11 protein-coding genes are annotated in these 12,436 nt (G+C 54.4%); 4 read left to right on the top strand and 7 right to left on the bottom strand.

Annotated elements, in window-relative coordinates:
- Window positions 1–221 precede the first annotated feature (221 nt).
- The 5 genes from L855_RS03700 to L855_RS22135 all read right to left on the bottom strand — a co-directional run bounded on the left by L855_RS03700 (window position 222) and on the right by L855_RS22135 (window position 4,083).
- Window positions 222–920, bottom strand: a complete 699-nt coding sequence (locus L855_RS03700) for a DUF4230 domain-containing protein (RefSeq protein ID WP_159784321.1) — start codon at window positions 918–920, stop codon at window positions 222–224.
- A gap of 101 nt (window positions 921–1,021) precedes the next feature.
- Window positions 1,022–2,050: an AAA family ATPase gene (locus L855_RS03695; protein ID WP_159784318.1), complete on the bottom strand. Its 1,029-nt coding sequence runs from the start codon at window positions 2,048–2,050 to the stop codon at window positions 1,022–1,024.
- Complete coding sequence (locus L855_RS03690; protein WP_159784315.1) at window positions 2,047–2,460, bottom strand: WD40 repeat domain-containing protein; 414 nt, start codon at window positions 2,458–2,460, stop codon at window positions 2,047–2,049. The genes L855_RS03695 and L855_RS03690 overlap by 4 nt, the downstream gene beginning before the upstream one ends.
- Window positions 2,402–2,923: a hypothetical protein gene (locus L855_RS03685; protein ID WP_159784312.1), complete on the bottom strand. Its 522-nt coding sequence runs from the start codon at window positions 2,921–2,923 to the stop codon at window positions 2,402–2,404. Before L855_RS03685 ends, L855_RS03690 begins: the two co-directional genes overlap by 59 nt.
- Window positions 2,920–4,083 carry an AAA family ATPase gene (locus L855_RS22135; RefSeq protein ID WP_281349475.1) on the bottom strand — a complete coding sequence of 388 codons (1,164 nt, stop codon included), beginning with the start codon at window positions 4,081–4,083 and terminating at the stop codon, window positions 2,920–2,922. The genes L855_RS03685 and L855_RS22135 overlap by 4 nt, the downstream gene beginning before the upstream one ends.
- 424 nt (window positions 4,084–4,507) lie before the next feature.
- Between L855_RS22135 and L855_RS03675 the strand changes: the two genes are divergently transcribed.
- On the top strand, window positions 4,508–4,804 hold the full coding sequence (locus L855_RS03675) for a TRADD-N-associated membrane domain-containing protein (RefSeq protein ID WP_159784306.1): 297 nt from the start codon (window positions 4,508–4,510) through the stop codon (window positions 4,802–4,804).
- 177 nt (window positions 4,805–4,981) lie between these two features.
- Window positions 4,982–6,040 (top strand): N-acetyl-gamma-glutamyl-phosphate reductase, encoded by a 1,059-nt coding sequence (gene argC / locus L855_RS03670; protein ID WP_159784303.1) that lies wholly within the window; start codon window positions 4,982–4,984, stop codon window positions 6,038–6,040.
- 384 nt (window positions 6,041–6,424) lie between these two features.
- On the opposite strand, the gene L855_RS03665 is transcribed toward argC, so the two are convergent.
- A complete protein-coding gene (locus L855_RS03665; RefSeq protein WP_159784300.1) occupies window positions 6,425–7,552 on the bottom strand; it encodes an ABC transporter ATP-binding protein in 1,128 nt (375 codons plus the stop codon).
- 189 nt (window positions 7,553–7,741) lie between these two features.
- Here L855_RS03665 and hemC point away from each other — a divergent pair, with 189 nt between their 5' ends.
- Together hemC and L855_RS03655 are read left to right on the top strand one after the other, a co-directional pair.
- Window positions 7,742–8,713: a hydroxymethylbilane synthase gene (gene hemC, locus L855_RS03660; protein ID WP_159784297.1), complete on the top strand. Its 972-nt coding sequence runs from the start codon at window positions 7,742–7,744 to the stop codon at window positions 8,711–8,713.
- An 80-nt stretch (window positions 8,714–8,793) separates the two neighbouring features.
- A complete protein-coding gene (locus tag L855_RS03655) occupies window positions 8,794–11,184 on the top strand; it encodes a M48 family metalloprotease (protein WP_159784294.1) in 2,391 nt (796 codons plus the stop codon).
- A 22-nt stretch (window positions 11,185–11,206) separates the two neighbouring features.
- Here L855_RS03655 and L855_RS03650 read toward each other — a convergent pair whose 3' ends face one another.
- Entirely contained in the window at window positions 11,207–12,394 is a 1,188-nt protein-coding gene (locus L855_RS03650) for a hypothetical protein (RefSeq protein ID WP_159784291.1), read from the bottom strand.
- Window positions 12,395–12,436: the final 42 nt, after the last annotated feature.

Below are 12,436 nucleotides of genomic sequence, written 5' to 3'. Positions count from 1 at the left end.
CATAACCCACCCCTGCCCCTCCCAGGAGGGGATGGCAAGGGGCAAGAGGCAAATCAAGAGGCAAAAGGCATAACCCACCCCTGCCCCTCCCAGGAGGGGATGGCAAGGGGCAAGAGGCAAAAGAAGGGAACAGTGGTAGGATGTGTTCCGGCATCAGTTCGGGTTGTGACCTAGACCCATCGATTCAAACTTGCCGGAACGCATCACTTAGACCGGGGCAGTTAGCGTGCGGCGTTCATGAGACAACTAGGCGATCGCCCCAATTGGCTTTCAATGGTAATGTCGGTGTATTCTGCTGCCTGTAGAATCCTGCGAATTAGGGTTTCGGCTTCCTGATCAGCTTTTTGCAACAGGCCATCCTGACAGGCTTGTTCGCGAATTTGCAGCAGGGCCGTTTGTTGGGCCTCACTGTAAAGTTGCGTCTCAACATTGGGGGCGAACCAGGTGCGGTGATGTTCTAAAATGCCCGATTCATCGATATCTAAATCCGCTTGCACCAGATAGGGCGGGGGGAGGAGAAGGTGAATCTGGCCATTAGCGCGATCGACGGATTTGACCTCTAATTGGTCTAGGTCAATTCCAGCGCGAACTCGTCCCACCCCTTGATAGAGAACCACCGTTTGTCCTAAATAGAGATGACCAAACATCCGATCCTGATGGGTGCGGACCACAGTTTCGAGGAGAACTTCGGCGGTGGTGAGTTCGGTTTTTCCCTCAAATTGATTCACCAGTAAGGCTTTCACCTCCGTGACGGGAGCGGGTGCGGCGGGAAACAGGGCCTCGGTGACTTTCTCCGTGAGGCGTTCAGCCTGAAACGCGGCAATGCCCGCGACGGCGACGGAGGACACCACGAGGGGATGGAGGAGAACTTTGGCGAATTTCCGAGGTAAAGACTGGGGTAGAGAGTCAGGAGTATTCATAAAATTGCCGGGTAGGGGGACAGCAGCGCCTGATGTAAGCTTAACAGTTGCCTTCGGGTCTATTGTTTTAGATGGTGCGATCGCCCCAGACGTTCCCGAGGTCACTCGCCAGTTCTCTGTGCCACAAATGCCCCAAAACTGGGGTGAAATAGACCATAGTGGCTGCCATCTGCCTGATTCTGATGGTGAAGATAGGGGGTTAGGCGATCGAGGGCGCATTGCACATCAAACTCATCAGCGTCGAGGCGTTGAGCGATGTCCTCCACCGTTGCCCCATCGCCCTGAAGCTGCTGCACAATCTCCGCATCCGCCGCCATGTCATCCCAGAGGTCTCCGTAGGCGGCGATGAGGTGGGGGGAGAGTTGGCCGTCGGGGGCGAGATCGACGCCCTGACGCAAATCCTGGAGGAGATGGTGGGCGACAGCGAAATTGCCGTTGCAGTAGTCCGACAGGGAAGTTGCCGCCGTCTCCGCTGTCATCTGGTGGCGGTTCAGCCAAGGCGCGATGGCCCCCTCACCCCGCTGCAACTCCCGCAGCAGGAAGCGGCGCACGTCCTGACGACAGAGTTGGCCAAACTGGGACAAGTCCAGGGTTTGGGCGGGGCTTTCGACGAGCAGGCCGGCACGGCCGGGGGGAACGGGACGGCGGGACAGCACCACATACACCCCAGGCGGCAGATAGCGGGGCAGGTAGAGGCGGTTAGAACCGGGGGGTTGCGGGCGGGTGTCGATGGCATCGACGGCATCGAGAAGCAGCAGCAGCCGTTCCCCTGGTGAGAGGGTTTGGCTGGCCCGTTGCAGCAGCGGCGAGAGGCCGTCGCTGTCCTCGGGGTTGCCGTCGCTGAGGTGTTGCAATGCCTCGAAGAGAGTGCGCTGGGCAAAGTCGAGGTCGTCGGTTCCGGGGAGTTGGGCGCAGTAGTAGAAGCTTTGGGGGTGGGTGTTGGCGAGGTGGGCCAGCCAGGCACTTTTGCCGCTACCTGGTGCGCCGACGAGGGTAAAATAGCCGCGATCGTGTTGTTGGCAGAAGTCGGTGAGGGTTTGGTTGAGCCAGGGACGGGGGAGGAAGCGAGTTTGGTGTTGCCTCAGCACAGCCCGAAACTGCGTCAGTGGCGGCAGCATCGTCTTCATCATGCCTCCTCCGGCAGTTCCAGGCGCAGGATGTGAACTTGTCCGCCCATATCTCCAGCCACGATGGTTTGGCCGTCTGGTGAAAAAGCGCAGCTCCAGATAGGGTTATCTGCTGTAAAACAAACAATGTCCTGGCCCGTCTTCAAATCCCAGACCTTTACCGTGCCGTCATCCGACCCAGACAGGGCCCCGGAGCCATCCGCCGTCACCGCCACAGAGTTGACCCCACGGCTGTGACCCTCCAGGCTTAACCGTTGCTGGCCCGTCTGCAAATCCCAGACCTTTACCGTCCCGTCACGCGACCCAGACAGGGCCCCGGAGCCATCCGCCGTCACCGCCACTGACATGACCCAATCACTGTGACCCTCCAGACTTAACCGTTGCTGGCCCGTTGACCCAATCACTGTGACCACTGAGGGTTCGCAGGAGCGCACTACCAGAAGGAGTCAAACTGGCGGTGATGGGGCGTAACCGAGGAGATATTGGTGTTGCTTTAGCAGTATCTAACAGCCGATGTACATGAGGCAGGTCGTGGGGCAGTAACCGTCCCCACAGATGTCCGGCTAGTTGCGTGACATCTCGTTCCAGTACATGGGCCGACAGCCGTAACGCCCCCTGAATCAGTTGCAACGCCCGCACTGTCTCCGGGTCGAGTGTGGCTGTCACCTCTGCATCGTTGAGCCAGTCGTAATCCTCAATCAGCGCCTGCACGCCAAACTCCGGGTGTTGCACTTTCGCCTCAACAAACTCATAGTCCGACAGGCACTGGCAATACTTTTCAAACTGTTCACTACGAATCAGGCGGTCAGGACGCTGCAAATAATGCCGCTGGAAGTGACGGGGTTTTGCCGCCAGTCGTTCAGATAGTCGCTTCACTGTTCCATCTCCCGCTCTTGATAGTCAGCAATCCGCTGGTTCACCTCACAAAACAGCTTCCGCGTCGGCTTCAGTTCCACCTTCCCATTCAAGAAATCCAGGAAACTGGCGTGATAGATGCTGTAGCAGTCCTCCCCATCTTCGGGTTGCAGCTTCAAATACTCCCGCCACTCCTTATTCAATACCTTCTGCACGTGCAGGATGTCCTCATCCAGCACGTCCGCCAGCACCTGCGCCGGAACCGCCGCCCCAATCTCCACCAGCACGAACAGCACCATCACCCGCATCCGCCGTTCCGCCCTCTCCATCCCCATCCGCACCCAGTGGGTTTGGTAATACTCCTGCAAACCCTGGGGCAGTTGCGTCAATTCTAGGCTGTCGTAGTTCCCGTTGACCATCTCCGGCAGCACGTAGCGCAGATACATAAAGTTGTTCTCGCTCTTGTCCGCCAGGGTTTCCACAAACTCCTTGCGGCTCAGGTGTCGCCCCTGGGTCCACTGTTGCAATGCCGTTTCCTCGTCCCACCAGCGCCCCAGGTACTCCTCCACATCCCGCCGACAGTGGGGCGCGTACTCGTCCCCACTTAAATCCAGTTCGTCCGTCGCCGTTCCCGCCGAGACCGTCAGCCGCTTGGTTTCCAGGCTGTAGGGTCGCCGCGTCAGCAGGAAATAGACATTGTCCGGCAGTTCTTTGGGCAAGTGCAGCAGGTTTTCCCCGGCCTCCTGTTCCACCTCATCTAATGCGTCCACTACCACCACCAGCGGTTCACCTTCAGGAAGTTGCCGCGCCACGTTTGCCAGCAGTTCCCGCAAGTCTGCATTGTCGCTGTTGGGCAGGTTGTAACGCTGTTGCAGTTGTCCGCGCAGGCTTTTTAGGAACAGTTCGGCGCGGTTGCGACGTTCGGCGAGAATGTTGAAATAGCCGGGTACGTGGTGATCCTGAACGTATTTGGCGGCGACGGCACTTTTGCCGATTCCTGCCTCGCCAATGACTATGAAGTAGCCGCAGGGGTGTTTTTTAATGAAGTCCCCGAAGGCTTTAAAGACAAACTTTCGCCCGCAGAAACGCTTTAGTTTTTCTTCAATCAAAGATTGGAAGTCTTGAGGTATTAGTTCGCAGCCATGCCAATCTTGCGGATCGACGATATCGGTCGGCTTCAACCCTAAAACCTTGCAAATATTTTTAATCGACCATCTTTCAACACCATTAGGACAATCTTTAGTTCCCAATAGTCTTTTGATGGTATCAATAGATGTATTAGACTTTCCTGCTAGTTCTGGCTGAGTCAATCCCTGTTCTTTATACGCTTCTTTTAATATTTTTTTGCCAGCTTCACTTGATTGAACGTTCTGCGATCGCGCCATAATCTCAATCCGTTTAAATGTGCAAGGTCATGATGTTGACACTATAGCCGATCGCCCATTTTTTTAGCCAGGGCAGCGGGATTTGATTTTCTGCCCTATCTGCCCTATTTCGTAGGGCAGCAGCTTTCTTAAAACCCAACCTATCTGCCCTCGACTGCCAGAGTCGAACTGGCTACGATTTGAGTATCGATTTTCAGTTCACCCAACATCAAAGACAGCCATGATGAATCTCTTTTCTCGCCAACAGGAACCGAACCGCAACGATGACTTCAAACAGGAGGTGCAACGGGAACTTCTCCGGCAGTCTAAACAGAGTTATAACGTGACGGTGGGTGCGATCGCCACCTCCTATGTCGTGACCCTCCTCGGCGTGGGATTGCTGTATACCGACAAAATCGCCGAATCAGCATTCACCGCCAGCACGGGGACGATTTTCAGCCTCAGCAGTATGACCTCAGCCAACGCTAAAAAACAGGAGTTGCAAGACCTCCTCGACGAACTTGACGAAACACCGTAGACCCGCCACCGTCGTCATATCCTCTCAGTTCGCTCCCTGGCCTCAACCTAGACGCGGACAGTCCCTTGTCTCCAAATCATCAGGATTCCTTGGCAAAACGTTCGTTGCGGCCAGAGTAACGCTAGACTAGCTCTAACGTGAGACCTTAATGAACCGAAACTGGTTGGGAGAAGCATAATGGGAGATTTTGAGCGTGTATCAGTGGGCATTGTCGGCGCTTCAGGATATGGCGGCGTGCAACTGGTGCGCTTGCTGCTAGACCATCCAAATGTCGATATTGTCTATTTGGGGGGACAGGGAAGTGCTGGAAAGCCCTTTTCAGACATTTATCCCCACTTGGAACACCGCTTTAAAAAACAGGTCGAACCCGTGGAGGTCGATCGCATCGCCGAACGCTGTCAGGTGGTGTTCCTCTCGCTTCCCAATGGCTTGGCCTGGACCATGGCCCCGGCCCTGTTGGAGAAAGGCTGTAAAGTCCTGGATTTGTCCGCTGACTATCGCTTTTTTAATCTCGATACCTATCAGGCTTGGTATGGGGGCGATCGCACGGACGCAGACATCGCGGCTTCAGCGGTCTACGGACTCCCGGAACTGTACCGCGATCGCATTAAGGAGGCCAGTCTCGTCGGCTGTCCCGGCTGTTATCCCACCGCCAGCCTCTTAGCGGTGGCCCCTCTCCTAAAACAGGGGCTGATTGCACCGGAAAGCTTGGTCATTGATGCCAAATCCGGGACTTCTGGAGGGGGTCGTCAGGCGAAAACGAACCTGCTGCTGGCCGAAGCGAGTGGATCTATTTCTGCCTATGGGGTGGCCCGTCACCGGCATACCCCAGAGATTGAGCAAATCTGTAGTGAATTAGCCGGCCATGAGATGATGGTTCAGTTTACCCCCCACTTGGTTCCCATGGTGCGGGGGATTCTAGCGACCGTCTATGCGACCCTGCGAGACCCCGGTTTGGTGCGAGAAGACCTGGCGACGATTTATAATGCTTTCTATCGCTCTTCCCCTTGGGTGAAGGTGCTGCCGTCAGGAGTCTATCCGCAAACAAAATGGGCCTGTGGCTCTAACCTCAATTACATCGGCATTGAAGTTGACCCGCGCACAGGACGGGTGATTGTCATGTCGGTGATTGACAATCTGCTCAAAGGACAAGCCGGACAGGCCCTACAAGCGATGAACCTCATGTTAGGACTAGAGGAAACCGCCGGATTACCCACCCTCGGCTTCTATCCGTGACGTACTCCCGACGCCGACTGCTTAGGCGGTACGGCGCGGGCTTCTCCACCCAGATCGCTTGGATCTGGGTTTCGCGTTTTTGAGGGAGGCGACGTCCAACCCCACGTTCTTAATCAACAGCCCAGAGTTAACATCACGCGGCATAGACCCCCCACAATAACGTGAGTTCGGCTTAAGCCGAACTCACGTCTCCTACCCTCCTACGGTGCCCCCTTAAACTTTTGTCAGTCAATTCAGTGAGAGAACCACGGAGTCACAGAGGAGACAGAGAAAGAGAGGGGGAGAGAGGAAGAGAAAGAGAAAACCCCCCCCTCTTGCCTCTTGCCATCCCCTCCTGGGAGGGGCAGGGGTGGGTTATGCCTCTTGCCTCTTGCCTTCTTTTGCCTACTGCCTACTGCCTACTGCCTGCTTTATGAGGTCTTCAGTGATGGGGTTGAAATAGAGGAGATTCTCGGGGGGAAACGTAACCCACAATCTCTCGCCGGGTTGGGGTTGAATGCTGGCGGGGACAAAGAAGTTTAGGGAATCGTCGAGATTGGCAGACTCCTGGCCGTCGAGGACTCCCCGAATTAAGGTCTCTCGTCCGAGGGGTTCGGTGATGCTGACTCGTACCCGAAGGCTTCCGGGGGCTTCTGAGGAAAGCTGGATGTCTTCAGGACGAATCCCAAGATTGACCGTCGGTGGGGAGGTTTGGGGGCTGAGGGCTGCGAGCGATCGCAGCAGTTGGGGAGAGGCGGGTAATTCCTGGCCGCCAATCTTAAAACCTGATCCGCCATAGCTGGCCCGTAACAGGTTCATGGGTGGACTCCCTAAAAAGCTGGCAATGGTTTGATTGTTGGGCTTATTGTACACATCTAAAGGGGTGCCAATTTGTTGAATTTGTCCGTCATGTAAGACCACGAGGCGATCGCTCAAGGTCATGGCCTCGGTCTGATCGTGAGTCACATAGATGGTGGTAATTCCTAACTGTTGATGTAACGCCTTCAACTGCGATCGCATCTCATCCCGTAATTGGGCATCCAAATTACTCAGGGGTTCATCTAACAGAAACACTTGCGGTTGACGAGCGATCGCCCGGCCCAGGGCCACCCGTTGCTGCTGTCCCCCCGAAAGCTGTTTCGGTTTACGCTGCAACAGATGAGCAATATCAAGGATATTGGCGACATGGGTAATGCGATCGCAAATGGTTTTCTTGTCCGCCCCCCGCATCCGTAGGCCAAAGGACAAATTCTCGGCCACCGTCATGTGGGGATAGAGGGCGTAATTCTGAAACACCATGGCCACATCCCGCTCCCGAGCTGGGATATCATTGGCCCGGCGATCGCCAATATACAGATCCCCCGATGTCGCCTGTTCCAATCCCGCAATGGTTCTGAGAATCGTCGATTTTCCACAACCGGACGCTCCCACTAACACCCAAAACTCACCATCGGGAACCGTAAAACTAATATCTTCAATCGCATTCGTGGCATCAAAGCGTCGTGTAATCTGATTGAGTCGAACCGTTGCCATAGTAGTTGTGGGGGTATCGAGAAGCCGGACCAAAACCCGGGGGGCATCTGATTCCCCCCAGAGTTCACTGTAACGCGATTTTTAGCCTCCCATCCCCCTCAATCCTCCCATCTTCTCGACAGGGATTGAGCCAGAACTTGCGCTATCCTAGATTGGGCGTATAAGAACAATCCGTTAAAAACCGAATCCATGACTTCTACCGTTTCCGCCGCCGATCGCACCATTCGCATCGCCTCCCGTAAAAGCCAACTCGCCCTCGTGCAAACCCATTGGGTGCGCGATCGCCTCCAAGAATCCCACCCGGGTCATCAATTTGACATTCACACCATGAGTACCCAAGGGGACAACATCCTCGATGTGGCCCTGGCGAAAATTGGCGATAAAGGGCTATTCACCAAGGAACTGGAAGTGCGAATGCTCAGCGGCGACGCGGACTTTGCGGTGCATTCCCTCAAAGACTTACCCACCAACCTTCCCGACGGGCTAATTCTCGGCTGCATCACGGAACGGGAAGATCCCGCCGATGCGTTGGTGGTGCATGAAAAACATCAAGACAAACAACTGGCCACTCTCCCCGAAGGCTCAGTCATTGGGACTTCCTCCCTCCGTCGTCTGGCTCAACTGAGACATCATTACCCCCACCTCACCTTCAAAGATATTCGCGGTAACCTCAACACCCGCCTGGCTAAATTGGATGAAGGTCAATATGATGCCATTATCCTCGCCGTGGCTGGCCTGGAACGGTTGGGAATGGGCGATCGCGTCCATCAAGTCATCCCCAGCGATGTTTCCCTCCACGCCGTCGGCCAAGGGGCATTAGGAATTGAATGTCGCGAAGGTGATCCGGAAATCCTGGAACTCCTGCAAGCCATCGCCCACACCCCCACCAGCCAACGCTGCTTAGCTGAACGGGCCTTCTTACGCAGTTTAGAAGGGGGGTGTCAGGTTCCCATCGGCGTCAATACCAGTATTGAGGGAGACCAACTCACCTTAACGGGAATGGTGGCTCGTCTCGATGGCCAAAAACTCATCAAAGATAGCCTTCAAGGCCCCGCCAGCGACGCGGAACGGCTCGGAGAACAACTCGCCAACGAACTTCGTAACCAAGGGGCTACGGAAATTTTAGAAGAGATTTTCCAGGAAATTCAGCGGGGATCTTAGGGGGCCAACTTGGAAAATTTGCCCAACTTCCCCGTCACGGCGTTATCGTAGAGGAGATTGGCGGTTCCTGACAGTGGCCTATGTCTCCTCCGACTCCCCCTCCCATTCCTCCTTATCCCCCCCGTTCACCGAAACAACTTTTACAGTTAGGACTAGCCCAAATGCAACGGGGCGAGTCTGATGCGGCGATCGCCTCCTTGCAACAGTCCGCTCGCCTGAGTCGTCATGGGGCAGAGCAGTTCAAAGCCCAGCGAGCCTTAGTCTCGTTATACCGTAAAACCGGCCAGGACGAGACGGCGATCGCCCTCTGTCAAGACCTTCGCCAACATTCCCATCCCAAAATCAAAGCCTGGGCCAGTCAGAAACTAGAGCAACTCACCCCCAACCCCATCTCTCCCGAACCACCTCCCCCGGAAGCTCTGGGATTTATTCCCCTAGAAGATAGCCCCGAGAGCCAAACCCACAACCAACGGGAAATCTACCGTCCTCCCGCCGCCAACGACCCCCCAGACGACGCCGCCAATCCTGAGCCGCCTGAGTCCAGTGAACCCGAATTAGCCTTTCAGCTCATTCAAGACTCCCCATCCTCGCCCCCAGCTGACTCAGACCCTCTCCCGGCAACCCACGAGCCTCCCCATCCCCCCGAGGGAACGGCCATCGAAGATTGGCGAAACTCTCCCCTTCAACGTCCCCAAGGTCGGCGATCGCTCAAACAGCCCCCCTTAGGACGACTGCGAGGGCTAGAGGTATTGACCGCCATAATGCTTTTTATAAGCATCTCTCTGCCCCTCCATTGGCTGATGACGGGGATAAATGAAGTTTTAATCGAAATTCGAGCACTTCGTCCCATACAGGCATTTTTCAGCAACTACAACGGTCATATTTGGCTGACCCTGTTCCTATTAACCGTCCTATCCCCCTGGTTGTTGGATCTCGTCTTACGGCTGAATTGGGGCAGTCAGCCCTTTTCCCTGAGTCAATTAGGGAAACTTAGCCCGGAAGCAAAACAGGCCGTGCGTCAACTCTGCCGCAAACAAAAAATTGCTATCCCTGAATTACGCCTGATTCCTAATGATGCGCCGATTATCTTTACCTATGGAACCCTGCCCCGTTATGCCCGGCTGGTGGTGAGTCGTGGCTTCCTCAATCGTCTCGGGGATGAGGAAATTGCAGCTTTGGTAATTCGGGAGTTGGCCCAGATTGGCCATGGGAATATTTTGGCCCTATCGGGAGGGATGGCAGTGTTACAACTGCCCTATACCCTCTATCTCCAGAGTAGTCGTTTGGGGGATTGGCTGAGCGATCGCGCCTCGAACTCCGCCCACAAAGCCCTGGCGATTCTCTATCAAGCTGGGTTTTGGCTTAGCGCCGCCATCGCCAGCCTCAGTTATGGCCTGTTCAAACTCTGGCGCTATCCGATGTTAGCCCTCTCCCGCCTGCGTCACAACTACGGTGATCGCCTCGCCCTAGACCTGAGCGGCCATCCCAACGGCCTCACCCGAGGCTTACTCTCCCTCGCCCTGGCCATTGGCGAACATCGGGCCCATCATCCCGAGTCTGGCAGCCTCTACGAAAGCTGGGAACCCCTGACTCCCCTGGGCGATCGCCCGACTCAAGTTTCGGGGCAACGTTTACAACAGGATGCCCCAGAAACGGTGTTGGCCTGGCAATTGAAAAGTCCCTACGCCCCCTGGCTGAATTTTAACCAAACCCATCCCCTCTTAGGGCAACGCTTATATCGGTTCCACCGCTGTGCCGAATTTTGGCAAGTGTCCCCGCTCCTCAACTGGGCCGATGCCACCCCAGTCAAACCTCATCTTCGCACCCCCGGTTTATTCCGCCTGCAAGGAGCGCCCTTTTTCGCCACGGCGATCGGCATTGGCTTAGCCCTGGGCCCCGCCTTCATTGGCTGGATCGATCGCCTGTTTAAACTTCGCTATGTCGGTTGGCTTTATACCGATCGCTGGTGGCTCCTCTTGGGGCTAACCATGGGGGGATTCGCCGTAGGGACTGTCCTGAGATTTAATGCCTTTTTCCCCGAACTCAAACCCAAACTCTTCCATGACTCTCCCAACTGGCACAAATGGCTCAGCAATCCCCAAGCCTTGCCCATTGACAGTCTCCCGGTGAAACTCTCAGGACGATTACGGGGACGTAAGGGAACCGCCAACTGGCTCGGCCAGGATCTAGTGTTAGAACTCGATGATTGGCAAATTCCTCTCCATGTTTGTAGTCGTTTCGGTCCTCTCGGCGACTTCTTACCGCAACTGCTAAGGCCTCTGGAGGCCTGCGAGCAAGAGGTGGTGGTGACGGGTTGGTTCCGTCGTGGGGTTAGCCCTTGGATTGATGTGGATCAGTTGCAGTGTTCTCAGGGAGAAACCCCACCCAATGGACATCCTGTTTGGTCAATTATTGTGGTCTTGTTATGTGCAGTTTGGGGGTCTTATTTCCTGGTTCGAGGTGGGTTTTAATCCCAAGGGGTTAACCCGAATCTCAAAACGGCGATCGCCAACGATTTCCCCTATACTCTTTCCAATACTTTGAGGGTACAGTAACAGAAATACTTTTGGAATAATCGCAGGCTTGACATTGGAAGGTCATCTGTTGAAGTCCAGGACTGCGACGGTTAACATGAACCAAAACCTCAGTGGTAGAGGTTACCGTCAATTCCTGACAATTTGGACATTCTTCGAACTTATCCCGAACTAAGCGATAACGTCTTAAATGAAAGTGAGACAAAATTGGCGTACAATTGGGACAATTCAAGCCTTGAAATGAGGTACTTCCAAGTTGTTGAGCAACCGTTTGCGGCTGAGTCAATCCATCCTCAACTTGCTCCTTGGCTACGGGTAATAAGTCCGCCTGACAGGTTTGACAAACAAAGTGAATCCTAGACTGAATCCAATGTTGGGTGAGGTCATAGACAATCCACATCATTCCTAATGAGGTTACACCATAGAGAACCGCCATAAGGAACACATGATCTCCCCAAAACATATACAGGAGAAATAGTAAATTGATGAATATCACCAAAATCGTTAAACTGATAACAACTAAAGCCATCCCTCGCACCAGTAAGCGAATCGGGAACATCGCTAGGCTGAGAGTTCGATAAAATCCCTCTCGATCCAGAGCAATTCTCCAGTAACGACTTGTTGATTTAGCAAGAGTTTGACCCCAAAAAATAAGAACTTTGACGAGAAGAATCGCCAAAATAGCTAGACATATAATCCCGGCTAAATTATAATAAGGGTCGATAAAAATTGTTGCCGTCAAGAGTCCCATCGAGAGAGAGAACGTACAAAATCCGAGTTTGAGAATCGCTGAATTATAGAGAGCGCGATCGCGGGGTCCCGGAACCTGTGATCGCCCATTTGGGTCTAATTCAATTCGACCCCGCAGCTGGGGAATAAGATGTTTTATCCCGGAAATGGCGAGTCCCCAAAATGCTAAAATCACGCAGCCAAGTAACACAACCTTAAAAAGATTGAGTTGAACAGGCGCTTTGGAGGAATGGAACAGCATCAAGAAATTCTTGAGGAGTACAGCGTTATCTGTCACAGTTCTGGGTGATTCGATCGCGTCTTCAATCTCTTCCATCCGTTGTTCACTCTTCTCAGACTCAAAGCCTTGTAGCCGCCACCGCGGCCCAAACCCCTGTTGTTCCCAATTCTGACTCATCCTCCCAGTGGATTCCTCGGGCCAACGCCGAGATGACGGATG

Source organism: Sodalinema gerasimenkoae IPPAS B-353 (assembly GCF_009846485.1).
In the GTDB taxonomy this organism is placed as follows: Bacteria; Cyanobacteriota; Cyanobacteriia; order Cyanobacteriales; family Geitlerinemataceae; genus Sodalinema; species Sodalinema gerasimenkoae.
This window is presented reverse-complemented; position numbering and strand designations above follow the sequence as displayed.

Bases quoted from the DNA above. Each gene is read 5' to 3' on its own strand.
- L855_RS03675 (WP_159784306.1), top strand. From the start codon at position 4,508: ATGATGAATCTCTTTTCTCGCCAACAGGAACCGAACCGCAACGATGAC.
- L855_RS03665 (WP_159784300.1), bottom strand. From the start codon at position 7,552: ATGGCAACGGTTCGACTCAATCAGATTACACGACGCTTTGATGCCACG.
- argC (WP_159784303.1), top strand. From the start codon at position 4,982: ATGGGAGATTTTGAGCGTGTATCAGTGGGCATTGTCGGCGCTTCAGGA.
- L855_RS03655 (WP_159784294.1), top strand. From the start codon at position 8,794: ATGTCTCCTCCGACTCCCCCTCCCATTCCTCCTTATCCCCCCCGTTCA.
- L855_RS03650 (WP_159784291.1), bottom strand. From the start codon at position 12,394: ATGAGTCAGAATTGGGAACAACAGGGGTTTGGGCCGCGGTGGCGGCTA.
- hemC (WP_159784297.1), top strand. From the start codon at position 7,742: ATGACTTCTACCGTTTCCGCCGCCGATCGCACCATTCGCATCGCCTCC.
- L855_RS03695 (WP_159784318.1), bottom strand. From the start codon at position 2,050: ATGATGAAGACGATGCTGCCGCCACTGACGCAGTTTCGGGCTGTGCTG.
- L855_RS03700 (WP_159784321.1), bottom strand. From the start codon at position 920: ATGAATACTCCTGACTCTCTACCCCAGTCTTTACCTCGGAAATTCGCC.